Here is a 17,189-nt window from a genome sequence, read left to right as displayed (position 1 = left end):
TCTCCTTGTCAGTGCTTTTTCGCAAAACGACGTTTGAGCTGGGGGATGACCAGCGCGATCGTGACCAGCAAGGCGGTGACCAGGTTCAGATCCTGGGCCTTGAGGCCGATGAAGTCGCTGTTGAGCGCCAGCGCAATGAAGAAGCGGTAGACGATGGCGCCGAGGACCACGGCCAAGGTGGCCCAAATCAGCTTGCGCGAAGGCAGGATGGACTCGCCCACGATCACTGCTGCCAGACCGATCACGATGGTGCCGATGCCCATCGAGCTGTCGGCGCCGCCCTGGGTCTGCGCAAACAGCGCGCCGGCCAGGCCGACCAGGCCGTTGGAGACCGCCATGCCCAGCAAGATCATGCCGCCGGTGTTGACGCCTTGCGCGCGGGCCATGCGGGCATTGGTGCCGGTGGCACGAATGGCCAGGCCCCGCTCAGTCAGGAAGAACCAGTCCATCGCCAGCTTGGCGAGCACCACAATCGCGCACATCAGCAGCGGACGGAACACATAGTCTTCAATGCCGGCCGGTTGCAGCTGGTTGAAGAGCGTGGGGTCGTTGATCAGCGGCACATTGGGGCCACCCATGATGCGCAGATTGATCGAGTACAGCGCGATCATCATCAAGATCGAGGCAAGCAGGTCCATGATCTTGAGCTTGACGTTGAGCCAGCCGGTGATCAGGCCAGCGACCGCACCAGCCAAGGTGGCACCGATGGTGGCCAGAAAGGGGCTGTAGCCGCCGGTGATCATCACCGCGCAGACGGCGGCGCCCAAGGGAAAGCTGCCATCGACCGTCAGGTCAGGAAAGCGCAGCAGGCGAAAGGAGATGAACACACCGAGCGCGACCAGCGCAAAGATCAGGCCGATCTCGATGGCTCCCAAAAATGAAAATAAGGTCATGGAGTTTTCTTATCAGAGCTAGTCCGGATAACAAACAAGCCCCGCTTCTGGCGGGGCTGCGTCTTGTCACCCCCTGCGCTGTGCGGGTTGCACAGCCACAGGTGAGGCGGCATCCATCACTGAATGACTTTGGCAGCCGACTTGACCAGCTCGTCGGACAGCTTGATGCCTTGCTTTTCGGCGGCACCGGGGTTCACATGCAGCTCCATCTTGCTCGAGACTTCGGTCTTGATGTCGCCGGGCTTTTCACCCTTGAGGATGCGGGCCACCATGCGGCCGGTCTGCTCGCCCAGATCGCGGTAGTTGATACCCAGGGCTGCCACGGCGCCACGGGCGACGGAATCGGTGTCCGAGGCGACCAGCGGCAGCTTGGAGTCCTGGCCGACCTTGACCAGCGCTTCATAGGACGACACCACGTTGTTGTCGGTGTTGGTGTAGATCACATCGGCCTTGCCCACCAGCGAGCGCGCTGCGCTGGAGACATCGACGGAGCGGGGCGCTGCGGCTTCGACCAAGGTCATGCCCATCTTGGGCAGCAGCTCCTTGAGTTCCTTGACCACCACGGCAGAGTTGGCCTCACCGGGGTTGTAGACCATGCCCACGCGCTTGGCGTTGGGCACCACTTTCTTGAGCAGTTCCATCTGCTTGTCCAGCGCCAGCAGGTCGGAGACACCGGTCACGTTGTTCTTCGATGGCTCCCAGCTGGGCACCAGCTTGGCGGCCACGGGGTCGGTCACCGCGGAGAACACCACGGGCACGGTCTTGGTGGCAGCCACCACGGCTTGTGCCGAAGGCGTTGCGATGGCCACGATGGCATCGGGCTTGTCACCGACAAACTTGCGGGCGATCTGCGCGGCGGTGCCAGGATTGCCCTGGGCGCTTTGGTACTGCCACTTGAGGTTCTTGCCTTCTTCAAAGCCCTCGGCCTTGAGTGCCGCCTTGACGCCGTCGCGCACTGCGTCCAGCGCAGGGTGCTCCACGATGGCCGTCACAGCTACAGATTTCTGGTCTGCTGCCTGTGCAGGCGCGATGGCCGCGATTGCCAGTGCCACTGCGCCCAAGGGGGCCCAAGCCAATTTCTTCATGCGTATATCTCCGCCAGGTTTGTTGAATAGCCTGCGGTAGTGCCCCAGAGCCACTACCGCTTCATCTGCCCCAGTAACAACAGGTGGCAAACAGGTAGCAGCAGTCTACACTCCAGCACCCATGGGATGACACATTTGTGATCTATGGGATTGCCCTAGTTGCAGCCCTGCCTGAGAAGCTGTGCTGGCTTGCGCAAGTGGCCACATGATCACAGTAATATTTCTCAAAATAGTCTTTTTGATCAATAAAAATGTGTTTGACTGAGAAATATGCAGCGCTGTGGCAATAAAACTGTGCGTAAAATTTGGCCTGCCGCAAAGCCAGCATGCGGCGATTTCGCGCACTGCGGGTAATCACCGAGGCGCAGATTCCTGATCGGGGCCGGCCCACTGCAAGGCGGCCTTGAGCAGGTTCTGGCGCGTCGCCAGCTGCTCGAGCGACGTGCGCATCTCCGGCTCGAGCTCACTGCGGCGGCTCAAGATCGAAAAGGATTTGGGGCCGGGTCCGGCCACCATCGCCCATTGGTAGTAAGGGTCGAGCGCCACGACGTAGTAGCTGACACCAAAGGGCCCGAAGCGGCTGATGCTGAAATGCACGGGTATCGGCAACTGGTAGTGGCTGCTCAGCGCCGCGCCCTTGGCATCGACCGGCGCCATGTAATCCTGCCGGCGGTCCCAGCGGTTGGACAGGGGGTCGTACGAGGTCGCGATCACTCGCACGCCACCGTCGTAGCGCTGCAGAAACTCGTAGCGCTCCCGGGTGCGCAGCGCGTCCTGCGGCTCCTCGACCTTGGCGACCTTGTACCACAGGCCCATGAAGCGCTCCAGATCGAGGTTGGCAGCCGATACCAGGGGGGCAGGGGCAGGGGCCACCGCAGCAGCATGCGATGGCGCGGCAGCCTTGGGTGCCGCAGCGGGAGGGGGGCGCTTGGCGCGTTTGCTGGATGCAGCGGGCGCCGCATCCGCCGCGGGGGCGGCCATGCTGCCACCGGCCCAGAGCACGCCGGCCAGCAGTGCGCTTACCAGCTGGAGCCAAGGATGGGTCCGAGCATTGCCCGCCGGCACCCGGCCCTGGCAGGGGCTGGGTTGAACTGAAAGGCGTGGGAAGCGTGACCAGACAAACATAGGACCATTGTCTGCACGCCCGTCAGGGCGCGCTTGTCGGCCAAGTTCGGCAATCGATCGCGGGCCGGCCCGTGTTTGCCCTGCCATGGAAACCCGCAAGAAGCAGTGCTAACGGCGGTGTTTACATGCCCGTGTAGTTGGGGCCGCCGCCGCCTTCGGGCGTGACCCAGACAATGTTCTGGGTCGGGTCCTTGATGTCGCAGGTCTTGCAGTGCACGCAGTTTTGCGCATTGATCTGCAGGCGCTGGGCGTTGCCGCCCTGGCTTTCATCTGCCACGAACTCATAGACCCCTGCCGGGCAGTAGCGCTGCTCGGGGCCGGCGTACTGGGCCAGGTTGATCTGCACCGGCACGCTGGCATCTTTCAAGGTCAGATGGGCGGGCTGGTCCTCGGCGTGGTTGGTGCCGCTGATGAAGACGCTCGAGAGCCGGTCAAAGGTCAGCTTGCCATCGGGTTTGGGGTAGACGATGGGCTTGCATTCCGACGCGGGCTTGAGGTAGGCGTGGTCGGGCTTGTCGCGGTGCAGGGTCCAGGGCATGTTGCCACGCAGCACAAACTGCTCGAGGCCATTCATGATGGAGGCGGTGACCAGGCCCTTCTTGAACCAGCTCTTGAAGTTGCGGCTCTTGTTGAGCTCGTCGTACAGCCAGCTCTTTTCAAAAGCGGCAGGGTAGGCGCTCAGCTCATCGCCCTGGCGGCCCGCGGCAATCGCCTCAAAGGCCGCTTCTGCGGCCAGCATGCCGGTCTTGATCGCGGCGTGGCTGCCCTTGATGCGGCTGACGTTCAGGAAACCGGCATCGCAGCCCACCAGCGCGCCACCGGGGAACACGGTCTTGGGCAGGCTCATCAGGCCGCCGGCGGTGATGGCGCGCGCGCCATAGCCAATGCGCTTGGCCGGCTTGATGCCCTTGGACTCGTCGCCTTCGAGGTAGTAGCGGATGTTGGGATGGGTCTTCCAGCGCTGCATCTCCTCGAACGGAGACAGGTAGGGGTTCGAATAATCCAGACCGGTAATGAAGCCCAAGGTGACCTTGTTGTCGTCCAGGTGGTAGAGGAAGGCGCCACCATAGGTGTCGTTGTTCATCGGCCAGCCGGCGGTGTGCATCACAAAGCCGGGCTGGTGGCGCTGGGGATCGATCTCCCACAATTCCTTGACGCCCAGGCCATAGGTCTGCGGGTCCTTGCCTTCGTCGAGCTTGAACTTGGCGATCAGTTGCTTGCCCAGGTTGCCGCGCGAGCCTTCGGCAAAGATGGTGTATTTGCCATGCAGCTCCATGCCCAGCTGGAACTCGCCGGTGGGCTCGCCGTTCTTGCCGACGCCCATGTTGCCGGTGGCCACGCCCTTGACCGAGCCGTCGTCGTTATAGACCACTTCAGCGGCGGCAAAGCCGGGGAAAATCTCGACGCCCAGGGCCTCGGCCTGCTCGGCCAGCCATTTGACGACAAAGCCCAGCTGCACGATGTAGTTGCCTTCGTTGTGAAAGCAAGGGGGCAGCAGCCAGTTGGGGGTGCGCAGACCGGATTTTTCGCTGAGGAAAATCATCGCGTCTTCGGTCACCGGCTGGGTCAAAGGCGCGCCCTTGGCTTTCCAGTCGGGGATCAGCTCGGTCAGCGCGCGCGGATCCATGATGGCGCCCGACAAGGTGTGCGCGCCAGGCTCCGAACCTTTTTCCAGCACGACGACGGAGACATCGCTGCCTTTTTCCGCTGCCAGCTGCTTCAAACGGATGGCTGTGGCCAAGCCGCCTGGGCCGCCGCCGACGATGACGACGTCGTACTCCATCGACTCGCGGGGGCCATATTGGGCCAGTATTTCTTCGTTGGTCATCGGGGCTCCGTACAAATTCTTTTCAAGCGGGTGGCAGGCATGCGGCAGATCTGAGCCTGGGTTGCATGCAGTGCCATGGATTTTATGAGGATGTTGCAGTGCGGTAACCGCCCTGATCCTAGGGTTAGCCCTAGATTTGGGCGCTTCTCCGCTCTGATTTCTGAGACAGGGGCTTTGTGCCTGTGAAAGTCGGCGACAAGGCTGGGGCGCGGACGCCTGCCACCTCACCGTAAGATGACAGTCTATGAAAATCTTGCTGCCTGACCACAAACGCTGGGTTCATGACTCGGTGATGGACGTTCGCTGGGGGGATATGGACAGTCTGGGCCATGTCAACAACACCGTGTATTTTCGCTACATGGAAAGCGCGCGCGTGGAGTGGCTGCGCTCTTCGCGCGACACGCCCCATGGCGAGGGGCAGGGCCCGGTGGTCGTCAACTGCTTTTGCAACTACCTGCGGCAGATCGAATACCCGGCCCAGCTCGTCGTCAAGATGTATGTCAGCGATGCGGCGCGCACCGCCTTTGAGACCTGGTACCACATCGAAAGGCAGGATGCGCCCGGCGAGGTCTACGCCAGCGGCGGCGCCACCGTGCTGTGGGTGGATTTTGCGCGCCAGAAGGCGGTGGATCTGCCCGGCTGGATGCGCGGCATGGTGGAAGGCTGATAACACCGGATTTTGCTGCGTTTCGCTGGTTTGCTATGCAATATATAGCAAATCAAGACTTGTGGCAGTTTTGAGGTTGGCCGGTACCTGGCGTCATGCGATGCATCGCGCGCAGACATGAAAAAGCCCGGTGAAAGCCTTCCCTGGCGGGAAGTCTTGCACCGGGCTGAACACCTCAGGGCGAATCCGCGCGGGTCAGCGCAGATCAGTGGCGCGGCAGCGCGTAGGCGATCACATAGTCGCCCCGGTCGGGCGAGTTGCGTGCGCCACCGGCCGAGACCAGCACAAACTGCTGGCCCGTCACCGGCGACTGGTAGCTGATGGGCGTGCCCTGGCTGCCCACGGGCAGGCGGGCTTTCCACACTTCCTGGCCGGTGCCGGTTTCATACGCGCGCAGGTAGTAATCCTGCGTGGCAGCGATAAAGACCAGGCCGCCTTGCGTGGCCATGGTGCCACCGATGGTGGGCATGCCAATGGGGATGGGCAGGCCCATCTTGATGCCAAAGGGCCCCGTGTCCTTGACGGTGCCCACCGGCACTTGCCAGGCGATCTGCTGGGTCTTGAGGTCCACGGCGGTCAGCGTGCCAAAAGGCGGCTTCTGGCAAGGGATCTCCAGCGGCGACATGAAGCGCACCTTGGCGTTGATCGCGTAGGGCGTGCCATCGAGCGGCACCGGCTTGGTGATCGCAGCGGCCTCGTTGCCGTCGGACTTGGCGCCGGCGTCGGCCGGGTCGGCCTTGATCAGCTGCACTTCCAGGCCCACGCGCATGTCATTGATGAACAGGTAGTTGTTGGTCGGGTCGACCGAGATGCCCCCCCAGTTCATGCCGCCCAGCGAGCCGGGCAGGTTCAGCGAGGCATCGGTGCCCGGTGGCGTGAACAGGCCGGTGTAGCGCTTGGACTTGAACTTCAGGCGGCATAGCAGCTGGTCAAACGGGGTCGCACCCCACATGTCGGATTCGCGCATGTCATCGGCACCGATATTGGGCATGCCCACCGAGAAGGGCTGCGTGGGCGAGTAGGTCTCGCCGTCGATCTTGCCAGCGGGCACGCGGCGCTCTTCAACGGCGGTCAGGGGTTGGCCGGTCGCGCGGTCCAGCACAAAGATCTGGCCGGCCTTGGTGCCGAACACCAGCGCGGGCGTGGTCTTGCCGCCAGCACCGGGGAAGTCCACAAACGAGGGCTGCATCGGCACATCGAAGTCCCAGAGGTCATCGTGCACGGTCTGGTAGACCCATTTTTCCTTGCCGGTGCTGGCATCGACGGCCAGCATCGATGCGCCGTACTTGCGGTCCAGCGCGGTGTGCTTCACACCCCAGAGGTCGACTGCTGCGCTGCCCACGGGCATGAACACGGTGTTGGACTGCGGGTCGTAGGACATCGGTGCCCAGACATTGGGGGTCGAGCGCACATAGGTCTTGCCGTCGGCAGGGGCGGCCTGGTCCTCGGGGTTGCCCGGGTCAAAGGCCCAGCGCAACGCGCCCGTCACCACGTCAAAGCCACGCACCACGCCACCAGGCATGTCGGTGCTGACGTTGTCGGCCACGCGGCCACCAATCACGATGGTGGTGCCCGCCAGGGTCGGGGCGGAGGTGGGGTAGTACTCGCCCTTGTCGGCGCCCTTGCCCATGCCGTTGCGCAGGTCCACGCGGCCATGGGTGCCAAAGTCTTCGCAGAAGGCGCCGGTGTCGGCGTCAAGCGCGATCAGCTCGGGCGCGACGCTGTTCATCAGAATGCGGCGCTGGCAAGCGGCGCCGGGCGCCACACTCACGGCCTGCACTGGCGTTGCGCCGGCCATGCTGGGCTGGCCGAGCGGCTGGGCCGCATCAAAATAGGCCAGGCCACGGCAGCGCATCCACTTTTTCTGCTTGGCATTGATCTCGGTCTTCCATAGCTCTTTGCCGGTAGTGGCGTCCAGCGCAATCACATTGTTGTGCGGGGTGCAGACAAAGACCTGGTTGCCAATCTGCAGCGGGGTCAGCTGGTCTTCAGCGCCGCCGCCGCCAGGGCTCACCGGCACATCGCCGGTCTGGTAGCGCCAGGCCTCTTGCAGATCCTTGACATTGCTGCGCGTGATCTGGTCCAGCGCCGCAAAGCGGGTGCCCCCTGGCGTGCTGCCATAGTGCGCCCAGTCGGCAGCTGCCTGGCCCTTGGCCACCGGTTGGACCACGGTCGCATCCGATTTGGCCGACACCGAGGCGTGGGGCAGGAACATGCCGCCCACGGTAGCGAGGCAGGTCAGCAGCAGCAGGCCTGCGACCACGGTGGAGCCAGACTTGCCGGGCGCCTGGCCGCGCGCGCGGCGCAGCAACGGGAAGGACAGTGCCACCAGAATGCCGATACCGGCGAGCAGCAGCAGGCGCGAGACCAGGGGCCAGAAATCCAGGCCCACATCGGCCAGCGCCCAGACGGCGGTGGCCAGCAAGGTCAGCGCATAGAGCCAGGCGCCGCCGGGGCGCGCAGCGGCAATCAGCAGGCCCGAGAGGATCAGTGCAATACCGCTGATCAAAAAGTACCAACTACCCTGCAGTGCCACCAACTGGTAGCCATAGATAGCAAAGAACAGGCCTGAGGCCAGCAGGCACAGGCCCAGGAAAAGCAGCCAGGCCTTGGAAGCCAGGCTGGGTCGCTTGTTATGTTTATCCATTGTCACTATTAGGTTATGCGAATCGCCGCATCGCCGTGGGTAGGCGGATGGCGGGCCTGGGCCGCAAAGCCTCGCAGGCCCATCGCATGGGCTGGAGAGAGGCGCGGCTTGATCTATGTCATGTCCGCGACAGCGCATTATCGGCGCGGAGCAAAGCCGGGGAGGGCGGTAGGTGCAATTTTTGCCGGCGAGCTAAGTCCCAGCACTTGCAAGCAAACACCAGTGCAGCGTGGTGTGACCCAGCGACCGGTATCCGGTCGGCCCGATTAGGCTCAAGAAGCGTCGGCCTTGGGCAGCGGCGCCTGCCAGCGCGCGATAAACCAGAAATAAAAGCCCGCTGCTGCAAAGATGGCCGCCATCACGCCCAGCAGCAGCTGCATGTCGGGGTTGTGGGCATAGGGCCCCCAGATGACCCGGCCCAGCAGCACAGCCACGACCACGGCCGAAATCACCGCGCAACGCCGGTTGCGTGCCAGCACCCGTTTCTCGGCCTGCGCAATGAACAGCTCGGCGTGCTCGCCGCTAAAGCCCGCCGCATCCAGCTTGGCCAACAAGTCTTCGCGCGACTTGCCTTTGAGGATGTCGCGTGCCAGCAGAAAACGAAGAAATTTGTTGGATGCGGAATCGGCCATGGTGTGAGGAGAAAACAGCAGGAAGGAGCGTAGAGCGCGCGCAGGCGCAGGCCGCCCATTGTGCCTGCCTTGGCGAAGCCCTGGATAAAGCGGGCTTGAACCTAGGGTAAACCATATATTTCGTCAATAGATATGTAATATATGACTAAATGACTAGTTAAAAGGAATAATATGACGCTTTAATATATTCATTTTGACAATGCTTGGTTGTAACATTTGTCCATCATCCACCCTGATCAGAGAGCCTGACATGAGCGACAAATCCAGCAAAAAGACCGCCCAAACCTCCTCCTCCAGCGCCGCCAAGGCCGGTGCCGGCGACAAGAAAGTCACGATTTTGGGTGCCGGCAAAATCGGCTTTGCGATGGCCGTGCTGCTGCAGGCCGCCGGCGGCTACCAGCTGCGCATTGCCGACCAGTCCAAGGCGCAGCTCAAGGCCGCTGCGGCGCTGGGCCTGGAGACCGTGCATATCGGCAAGGGTGGTGACCTGTTGCCTGCGGTGCAGGGTCAGTTTGCCGTGCTCAATGCGCTGCCTTTCCACATGGCCACCGAGGTGGCCGGCATCGCTGCCGCCCATGGCGTGCATTACTTCGATTTGACCGAGGATGTGCAGTCCACCCACGCAATCCGCAAAATCGCCGCCAAGGCCGGCAGCGTGCTGATGCCCCAGTGCGGCCTGGCTCCCGGCTTTATCGGCATTGTCGGCAACGACGTGGCCAAGCATTTCGACACCTTGCACGACCTCAAGATGCGCGTGGGTGCGCTGCCCCGCTACCCGCAGGGCAGCCTGCGCTACAACCTGACCTGGAGCACCGAAGGCCTGATCAACGAGTACATCAACCCCTGCGAAGCGCTGGTGGATGGCCAGCCGCTGACGGTGCATGCGCTCGAAGGTCTGGAGACCTTTGCGCTGGACGGCATCGAGTACGAGGCCTTCAACACCAGCGGCGGTCTGGGCACCTTGACAGAGACCTGGGCGGGCAAGGCGCGCAATGTGGACTACAAGTCCATCCGCTACCCCGGCCACTGCGCCATCTTGAAGATCTTGCTCAACGAGCTCAAGCTGCGTGACAAGCGCGAGCTGCTCAACGAGATCTTCGACAACGCCATTGCCGCCACGCGCCAGGATGTGATCGTGGTCTTTGCCAGCGCCACCGGCTACAAGGGTGAGCGCCTGATGCAGGAGTCCTACTCGGCCCGAATCGTGGGCACCACCGTCGCTGGCCATGCACTCACTGCCATCCAGCTGACCACCGCTGCTGGCATCTGCTGCGCGCTGGACTTGGTGGCCAGCGGTGTGCTGCCGCAAAAGGGCTTTATCGCGCAAGAGTCGATCGAGCTGGCGGACTTCATGGCCAACCGCTTTGGCCAGTACTACCGCGTGCAGGATCTGAATGCATCGCTGGCAGCCTGAGCACTGAGGGCAGGGCCGCGCCCCTCGCAGCTCGCCCGGCGAGCGGCTGCCAACTCCTGCGCAAAGGCCTGGCGACAGGCCCGGCGACCGGGCGCTCTCCGGTGTGGGGTGCATACATCTATCCGCTAAAAAATGGCTGCTTTCGTCGCTGCAAGGGGAAGAAAGCAGCTATTATTTTTGTAGTTTCAGAAAGTATGTGCTGTGACTAAATGCTAGTCATCGCCCACTTCTGTACTGCGCGATAGATGACTTGTATCAAGCAATGTCTCTGCGGTGATCGATAGCGATTGCTTTGTTGCGCAAGCCAAGATAGATTGCGTCGGCTCCTCACACAAGTTGTGACGTTAGTGACCAAATAAATCGAATGGCACGGTTGCTGAAAGCGCCGCATGGTTTGTCATGCGGCTGCGGGCAGCGTTTTGCTCTTTGTGGGGCTTTTCAGTACACATGCGGCCTGCAGTACCCTGGGGAATGGGAATGCCTGGCTCAGATACCAAGGAATCGTCATATGGCAGATCACAACTCCAACGAAACGCTTGCCAGTCCGTCCCGGCGCAAAGTGCTGGCCCGCATGGGCCTGGCGGCAGGCTCGGGGATGGTCTTGTCGCTGCCGCATATCGCCAGCGCGGCAGCGACGCCGCTCAAGTGCGCCGGCGCCTATACCGACACGCTGTTCCACACCCGCAATCTGACGCAGTTTGCGCGTGAAGCCAATGGCCTGAGCCAGGGTGGTCTGCAGATCGAGGTGGTCTCCAATGCCAAGCTGATGCCGATGAACCAGGTCATGCCTGCGCTCAGCAAGGGTGATCTGGCGATCGGCGAGATCTTCATGTCGAACTTCAGCGACCAGTACCCCGCCTTTGCCATCGACTCGCTGCCCTTTATCGTGCGCAGCTTTGACGATGCCAAGCGCCTGTGGGCGGCCACGCGCGAGCCGATCGAGGCGCTGCTGAAAAAGCAAGGCATTCGCCTGCTCTACACCGCACCTTGGCCGGGTCAGGGCCTGTTCTCGCGCACGGCGGTGAACAAGCTCGACGACGTCAAGGGCCAGAAATTCCGCGTCAACAACGTCGCCTCCAAGTACATTGCCGAGGTCGCCGGTGCGACCCCGGTCGACACCCCGGCCAATGACCTGGCCAAGGCTATCCAGGCGGGCAAGGTTGATGTGATGCTGACATCGAGCACCACCGGCGTGGACAGCCAGTCCTGGAACGCGATGGGCATCTTCATCGACATGCGCGCCTGGATTCCGAAGAACCTGATCCTGATGAGCGAGAAGAGCTGGTCGGGCCTGACCGACGGCGCCAAGACGGCGCTGGACACTGCCGCCAAGCAGGCCGAGGCGCGCGGCTGGCAGTTGGCCAAGGATGCCGACGATGCCGCGCAGAAGGTGCTGGTCGAGCATGGCACCAAGATCAGCCAGCCGTCCTACGAGCTGCGCCGTGCGCTGGACTTGATGGGCGAGAAGTTCGCCCGCGAGTGGTCGTCCAAGGCCGGTGTCGATGGTGCTGCCGCCTTGCTGAACTACTACTTCCCCAAGAAGTAAACCCTTGGCATGTGCCTGCGGGCCTGCATGCCTGCCCCGGTGCACCAGAGATCAAAAAACCGCCGATGCGCCTGTCAAGGGCAGCGGCGGTTTTTGCATGCTGGCGCTGCGATTTACTTGGCGTAGATATGCGCAATCTCGGTGGCGAACTTCTGCATGAGCTGCGGGCGGCGCAGCTTGAGCGTAGGCGTCATCAAGCCGTTGTCGATGGTCCAGGGTTCGGTGACCAGGTAGACGGCGCGCGGCACCGCATACTTGGCAAGGCCCTGGCACTGCGCGGCGATGCGCTCCAGCGCGATCTTGCGCACGGCGCTGGCCTGCAGGCTGACGCTGTTGTCCGGGTCCAGACCCAGGCTGGTGGCCAGCTGCTTCCATTCTTCGCGGTTGACGACGGTGACGCAGGCGATAAAGGGCTGGTGCTCACCGACGACAAAGCTTTGCTCGAACAGCGGATCGGCGCAGAGCGCCTGCTCGATATCCGAGGGCGGCACCTTCTCGCCGGTGGCGGTGACGATGATCTCCTTGATGCGGCCCACGATGCGCACTTCGCCACCTACCAGCTCGGCCTGGTCGCCGGTGCGCAGCCAGCCGTCGTCAGTAAAGGCCTGGCGCGTGTCTTCAGGGCGGCCCCAGTAACCCATCATGATATTGGGGCCGCGTGCCTGCAGTTCCTTGTTCTCGCCAATGCGCACTTCCATGCCATCGAGGGGCTTGCCCACCGTGGATGGGTCGTTGTGCTGCAGCGAGTTGGCGGTCAGCACCGGCGAAGTCTCGGTCATGCCAAAGCCCTGCAGCACATTCAGGCCCAGGCCCAGAAAGCTGTGCGACACCACCGAGGGAATGGCCGCGCCGCCGGTCACGGCAATGCGCAGCCGGCCGCCAAACAAATCCAAAATGGGCTGGGCCACTTTTTTCTGCAGCAGCGACCAGGGCAGCCAGCGCGCCCAGCCGCCTTGCGGTGCATCGGTATTGGCCAGGCCATGGGCCTGGCAGTGGCGCGCCCAGCCTTTGGAGACGGCTGCGGCAAAGAGCGCGCGCTTGAGGGCCGACCTGGTGAGCTTTTCCTGGATCTTGGCGTAGATGCGCTCGTAGATGCGGGGCACGGACACCAGGATGGTGGGGCGGATGCTGAGCATGTCCTCGGCCAGCAGCGCGACCGAGCGGGCATAGACCACCGTGCTGGCGACTGCCATCGGCAGGTAGTAGCCGCAGCTGCGCTCAAAGGTGTGCGATACCGGCAGAAAGGACAGAAAGACATCGTTCTGCGTTGGCACGACACGGCCGAGCACCGCCTTGACGTCGCTCAGCACATTGTGGTGGCTCAGCATCACGCCCTTGGGCTTGCCGGTGGTGCCGCTGGTGTAGACGATGGCGGCCATATCCTGCGCTTCTGGCGCCTGGTGGGTCTGTGATGGGGTGCTGTTGCCATCGGCCTCGGCCAGCCAGTCCTGCAGACGGACCAGGCGCGGCAGACCTTCGCTGCTGGCCAATACCGGGATCGCTGCTTGCTGCGGGTCATCGATCACCACGCAGCGCAGCGCGGGCAGCGGCGTGCCAGTCGCCACGATCTGCTCCCAGGTCTCCAGGCGGTTGATGAGCAGCAGCGAGGCGGCCGCATCGGCCAGGATAAAGGCGATATTGCCGGGGTTGTCATTGGCATGCAGCGGCACGGTGGCGCAGGCCTGGGCCATGCCGGCCTGGTCGATACAGATGGCGTGCACGCTGTGCGTCAGCAAGGTGGCAATGCGTGCGCCTCGCGCCAGCTGCAGGCCTTGCAGCGCCTGGCCCCAGCGTGCGACCTGGGCCTGCATATCGGCCCAGCTGAACGATTGCCAGGCATCCGTTGCGCTATCAAACCAGCGGTAGGCTTCGCGCTCAGGGCTGTGGTTGCAGCGGTAGGCAAACAGCGCGGGCAGGGTGGTCAGGGCGCTAAGCTCAGGGGCCAGCGGCGCTGGAAGTTGGGCGTTCATATCTCTGTCGTTCTCCTCGGGTGTGATCATCGCATTGGCGCGCCGTGGTTTGGGCCATTTGCGGGCCGGATGGCCTGCGGGCTTGCTGCGATTTGCAACGAGGCGATTGTCTGCAGCGCGCGGCGGCAGACGCTGAAATTTGGATGCGTATGCGATTTTTATACCTCAGGGGTATCAATATTTGATACTTCTATCGCGTGCAGAGCTTGGAATGCGCTCGTACAGGCACGGTGGAGCGGTCGCCGTTCAGCGGCTGCTGGATGGCGCTGCCCGCTGGCCTTCGCTGCTGGCAGATGCGGCATCCGGCGCCTGCTGTGACTGGTCTGCAGCGCCGGTACTGCCCGCAGAATCGGCTTGGGGCACGCCACCGAGCAGGTAGTGCAGGCACAGGGCCAGCAGTGCTGCGCCAGCGGCCCACCAGCAGGGGTACCAGCGCGCGGCGTCGCTGTAGCCGTCGGGGTTGCTATCCCGGCGGGCGTTGGCGCCTTCGCGTGGATCGCAGGCCAGGTCAAAGCGCGGGTCATGGGCGGGCCCAGGCTGCGGCTGCTCGGGCAGGCTGGGGTCGGCCCGGGCCAGCTCGGCATCGTCGATCAGTGGCGCGCGCTCCCATTCCTCCAGCGCGCGGCGTGCGGCGGCCCAGTCGGCATCGTCCACCAGCAGACGCACCAGGCTGCCGGCGGGCAGCTCGCCGATCGCGCCTTGCAAATGCTCGCCACTGACAAAGCTGGTGATGCCGTGCTGGCGCAGCACGTCTTGCAGAACATGGGCTTGTACGGCACTGGCCGGTTCATAAACAGTGCGCATCTTGGGTCTCCTGTTGCGGCTAGGGATCCTCTGCAAAATCCTCGCCCAATGGGATGGACGCGGATCGCCCGAGTCCGCGTCTACACCACGGCAGGGAGTTTTGCAGAGGGTCTCTTGGTCATGCAAATACTATAGCGTCTGTTGCTTTGTGGCTATGGCGGCATGACCTGCATCAAGCAAAAGTAGGCCGATCGGCAACCGGCCTGGTGGGCTGCGCGCTTTCCCTAGTCAGGGTGGGCAAAGCGGGTGGTATGTTGGTGCCTGGGGCGGTTTTTTTGGCCGCATTCAGAACCCGTTTTTGGAACAGGAGACTTTGGATGATGCACCCTGCTTGGCGTTTTCGTCTCTCCCCCCTCTGGCTGGCCGCTGGCCTGGCTGCTGGCAGTGGCATGGCCCAGGCCGCTTGCCTCGATGACGCCCAGGTCGCGCAGTGGCTGCAGGCCTATGAGGCCAAGCAGCCCGTGCCTTCGGCCCCCGCGATGACCGAGGCCGATGGCAAATGCAGCCGCAACAAGCTCAACGCCGCCTGGCTGGCCCAGGGCAAAAAGCCCATTGGCTACAAGGCGGGGCTGACCAGCGCGGCGATGCAAAAGCGCTTTCAAACCGACAAGCCGGTATGGGGTGTGCTCTACGAGGGCGCGCTGCTGCCCAACCGCAGCACCGTGCCTGCCGCCTTTGGCGCACGCCCGATGTTTGAGGCGGATATGCTGGTGCGCGTCTCCAGCAGTGCCATCAACCGCGCGACTACGCCGCTGCAGGTGCTTAACAACATCGACCGCATCGTCCCCTTTATCGAGTTGCCCGACCTGGTCGTGGAGAACCCCGCACAGCTCGATGGCGCGGCCGTCGAGGCGATGAATGTAGGCGCGCGCATGGGCGTGATGGGCAACGCCATGCCCGTGCCACAGTTCCGCGCCGAGCGCTATGCGCTGTTGAATGCACTGCAGAGCATGCAGGTCGATATCACCGACCAGAGCGGCGCGCGGCTGGGTGGCGGGCGCGGCGGCGACCTGATGGGCCAGCCGCTCAATGCCGTGGTCTGGCTCGCGCAAGCCCTGCAGGCCGAAGGCCAGCGCCTCAAGGTGGGCGACTGGATCAGCCTGGGTTCGTACTCGGCCTTGATGCCGCCCCAACCCGGGCAGCAGATCCGCGTGGATTACAAGGGCTTGGTCGGGGCGCAGCCGGTAGAGTTGCGCTTTGAGTAACCAAGCTCGGCATCAGGCCTATGCGAAGGAAGGCTCTGCCAAGTTGGCAGGGCCTTTTTTCCTCGGGATGCTCTGCAAAACCCTCGCCAAGCGGGATGGACGCGGATCGGGATGAGCAGCAAGGCGTCTTTTGCAGTCAATAGCGAGCTATTGACAAGGAGGACAACGTAGCGGATCGCCCGAGCCCGCGTTCAGACCACGGCAGGGAGTTTTGCAGAGGGTCCCTAGGTGACCGACATGCCCCGTTGTGAATGGGCAATGGCTGATAATCAGCCGGCCCTGTTCCCCAATTGCGCCCATGCCGGCTGGCTGGGCAACGATGTATGTCTGACGCCTCACCCCGCTCCAAAGCCCATCTCCCCGCCGAATTGTCCATGCCTGCCGATGTGATCGCCGAGCTGACTCCCACGATGCGCAGCGTGGTTGAGCGCATGGCCCGCGCCCAGCACACCCCCATGTGGGAGATGACGGTGCAAGAGGCGCGCCAAGCCTACGGCATTGGCGCCGGGGTGCTGGAGATTGCCAAGCCCGCACTCGCACGCGTTGAGGACTTGCACATCCCGGCGCGCGATGGTTTTCAGATCCCGGCGCGGCTCTACGCCGCCAGCTGGGACCCGCTGCAGCCGGTGTTACTCTTTACCCATGGCGGGGGCTTTACGATCGGCAGCGTGGACACGCATGACACGCTGTGCCGCGAGCTGGCCCACCTGGCTGGCTGCATGGTCGTCTCGGTGGACTACCGCCTGGCGCCCGAGCACCGCTTTCCGACTGCCAGCAATGATGCCTGGGATGCCTTGCAGTGGCTGGCGGCCGAAGGCATGGCGCTGGGGGCCGATACCGGCCGCCTGGCCGTGGGTGGCGACAGCGCAGGCGGCACCTTGGCAGCGGTCAACGCGATTCTCGCGCGCGACGCCGGTATCGACCTGGCCTTGCAGCTGCTGATCTACCCCGGTTGCGCGGCGCACCAGGATACGCCCTCGCATGCGCGCTACAGCCAGGGGCCCATTCTGACCAAGCCGATGATCAGCTGGATGTTCAGCAACTACCTGCGCACGCTGACCGACCGCGACGACTGGCGCTTTGCGCCCTTGCTGGCGCCGGATCTGCGCGGCCTCGCGCCTGCCAGCATCCATCTGGCGCAATGCGATTCACTGGTCGATGAGGGCGTGATGTATGCCGAGCGCCTGCGTGCTGCCGGTGTCGACGTGGACCTGCACACCTATGCCGGCGTGGCGCATGAATTTGTCAAGATGGGCCGCGCGCTCAAGGAAGCGCGGGCCTGCCATGCGCAGATGACCCAGGCGCTGCGTGCGGCCTTTGACTGAGGGCGGCCCTGCTGCCGAATCGCCTCTAGATTGACCATATTGTGAGTA

13 protein-coding genes are annotated in these 17,189 nt (G+C 63.3%); 5 read left to right on the top strand and 8 right to left on the bottom strand.

Features of this window, described 5'->3' with window-relative positions; all coding sequences use genetic code 11:
- Positions 1-8 precede the first annotated feature (8 nt).
- The 4 genes from N4T19_RS06660 to N4T19_RS06645 form a co-directional block, all read right to left on the bottom strand.
- The gene (locus N4T19_RS06660; RefSeq protein WP_021025995.1) at positions 9-893 is read right to left on the bottom strand and encodes an ABC transporter permease; all 885 of its coding nucleotides are present in this window, start codon (positions 891-893) and stop codon (positions 9-11) included.
- A 116-nt stretch (positions 894-1,009) separates the two neighbouring features.
- Entirely contained in the window at positions 1,010-1,978 is a 969-nt protein-coding gene (locus tag N4T19_RS06655) for an ABC transporter substrate-binding protein (protein WP_116924161.1), read from the bottom strand.
- Positions 1,979-2,332: 354 nt separating this feature from the next.
- Positions 2,333-2,959 (bottom strand): lipocalin family protein, encoded by a 627-nt coding sequence (locus tag N4T19_RS06650; RefSeq protein WP_165841092.1) that lies wholly within the window; start codon positions 2,957-2,959, stop codon positions 2,333-2,335.
- 265 nt (positions 2,960-3,224) lie between these two features.
- Positions 3,225-4,931: an electron transfer flavoprotein-ubiquinone oxidoreductase gene (locus N4T19_RS06645; RefSeq protein ID WP_116924158.1), complete on the bottom strand. Its 1,707-nt coding sequence runs from the start codon at positions 4,929-4,931 to the stop codon at positions 3,225-3,227.
- A gap of 244 nt (positions 4,932-5,175) precedes the next feature.
- Between N4T19_RS06645 and N4T19_RS06640 the strand changes: the two genes are divergently transcribed.
- The gene (locus N4T19_RS06640; protein WP_116924157.1) at positions 5,176-5,598 is read left to right on the top strand and encodes an acyl-CoA thioesterase; all 423 of its coding nucleotides are present in this window, start codon (positions 5,176-5,178) and stop codon (positions 5,596-5,598) included.
- A gap of 205 nt (positions 5,599-5,803) precedes the next feature.
- Here the strand turns inward: N4T19_RS06640 and N4T19_RS06635 are convergent, their stop codons facing one another.
- Positions 5,804-8,245, bottom strand: a complete 2,442-nt coding sequence (locus N4T19_RS06635; protein WP_260719721.1) for a pyrroloquinoline quinone-dependent dehydrogenase — start codon at positions 8,243-8,245, stop codon at positions 5,804-5,806.
- 272 nt (positions 8,246-8,517) lie between these two features.
- Positions 8,518-8,877: a hypothetical protein gene (locus N4T19_RS06630; protein ID WP_116924155.1), complete on the bottom strand. Its 360-nt coding sequence runs from the start codon at positions 8,875-8,877 to the stop codon at positions 8,518-8,520.
- A 250-nt stretch (positions 8,878-9,127) separates the two neighbouring features.
- Between N4T19_RS06630 and N4T19_RS06625 the strand changes: the two genes are divergently transcribed.
- Positions 9,128-10,291 carry a saccharopine dehydrogenase family protein gene (locus N4T19_RS06625; RefSeq protein ID WP_116924154.1) on the top strand — a complete coding sequence of 388 codons (1,164 nt, stop codon included), beginning with the start codon at positions 9,128-9,130 and terminating at the stop codon, positions 10,289-10,291.
- Positions 10,292-10,799: 508 nt separating this feature from the next.
- Positions 10,800-11,837 (top strand): TRAP transporter substrate-binding protein, encoded by a 1,038-nt coding sequence (locus N4T19_RS06620; RefSeq protein WP_116924153.1) that lies wholly within the window; start codon positions 10,800-10,802, stop codon positions 11,835-11,837.
- Positions 11,838-11,950: 113 nt separating this feature from the next.
- Here the strand turns inward: N4T19_RS06620 and N4T19_RS06615 are convergent, their stop codons facing one another.
- A complete protein-coding gene (locus N4T19_RS06615; RefSeq protein WP_260719720.1) occupies positions 11,951-13,807 on the bottom strand; it encodes an AMP-dependent synthetase/ligase in 1,857 nt (618 codons plus the stop codon).
- 246 nt (positions 13,808-14,053) lie between these two features.
- Positions 14,054-14,611 (bottom strand): putative signal transducing protein, encoded by a 558-nt coding sequence (locus N4T19_RS06610; protein WP_116924151.1) that lies wholly within the window; start codon positions 14,609-14,611, stop codon positions 14,054-14,056.
- A gap of 317 nt (positions 14,612-14,928) precedes the next feature.
- Between N4T19_RS06610 and N4T19_RS06605 the strand changes: the two genes are divergently transcribed.
- Positions 14,929-15,816, top strand: coding sequence for a 2-keto-4-pentenoate hydratase (locus N4T19_RS06605; protein WP_260719719.1), 888 nt, complete (start codon positions 14,929-14,931; stop codon positions 15,814-15,816).
- Between the two features lie 374 nt (positions 15,817-16,190).
- Complete coding sequence (locus N4T19_RS06600) at positions 16,191-17,141, top strand: alpha/beta hydrolase (protein ID WP_232539368.1); 951 nt, start codon at positions 16,191-16,193, stop codon at positions 17,139-17,141.
- Positions 17,142-17,189 lie beyond the last annotated feature (48 nt).

This window comes from Comamonas squillarum, assembly GCF_025309455.1.
Taxonomy (GTDB): Bacteria; Pseudomonadota; Gammaproteobacteria; order Burkholderiales; family Burkholderiaceae_C; genus Comamonas; species Comamonas squillarum.
This window is presented reverse-complemented; position numbering and strand designations above follow the sequence as displayed.

Coding starts and splice junctions, on each gene's coding strand:
- N4T19_RS06660 (WP_021025995.1), bottom strand. CDS start 893: ATGACCTTATTTTCATTTTTGGGAGCCATCGAGATCGGCCTGATCTTT.
- N4T19_RS06655 (WP_116924161.1), bottom strand. CDS start 1,978: ATGAAGAAATTGGCTTGGGCCCCCTTGGGCGCAGTGGCACTGGCAATC.
- N4T19_RS06650 (WP_165841092.1), bottom strand. CDS start 2,959: ATGGCCGCCCCCGCGGCGGATGCGGCGCCCGCTGCATCCAGCAAACGC.
- N4T19_RS06645 (WP_116924158.1), bottom strand. CDS start 4,931: ATGACCAACGAAGAAATACTGGCCCAATATGGCCCCCGCGAGTCGATG.
- N4T19_RS06640 (WP_116924157.1), top strand. CDS start 5,176: ATGAAAATCTTGCTGCCTGACCACAAACGCTGGGTTCATGACTCGGTG.
- N4T19_RS06635 (WP_260719721.1), bottom strand. CDS start 8,245: ATGGATAAACATAACAAGCGACCCAGCCTGGCTTCCAAGGCCTGGCTG.
- N4T19_RS06630 (WP_116924155.1), bottom strand. CDS start 8,877: ATGGCCGATTCCGCATCCAACAAATTTCTTCGTTTTCTGCTGGCACGC.
- N4T19_RS06625 (WP_116924154.1), top strand. CDS start 9,128: ATGAGCGACAAATCCAGCAAAAAGACCGCCCAAACCTCCTCCTCCAGC.
- N4T19_RS06620 (WP_116924153.1), top strand. CDS start 10,800: ATGGCAGATCACAACTCCAACGAAACGCTTGCCAGTCCGTCCCGGCGC.
- N4T19_RS06615 (WP_260719720.1), bottom strand. CDS start 13,807: ATGAACGCCCAACTTCCAGCGCCGCTGGCCCCTGAGCTTAGCGCCCTG.
- N4T19_RS06610 (WP_116924151.1), bottom strand. CDS start 14,611: ATGCGCACTGTTTATGAACCGGCCAGTGCCGTACAAGCCCATGTTCTG.
- N4T19_RS06605 (WP_260719719.1), top strand. CDS start 14,929: ATGATGCACCCTGCTTGGCGTTTTCGTCTCTCCCCCCTCTGGCTGGCC.
- N4T19_RS06600 (WP_232539368.1), top strand. CDS start 16,191: ATGCCTGCCGATGTGATCGCCGAGCTGACTCCCACGATGCGCAGCGTG.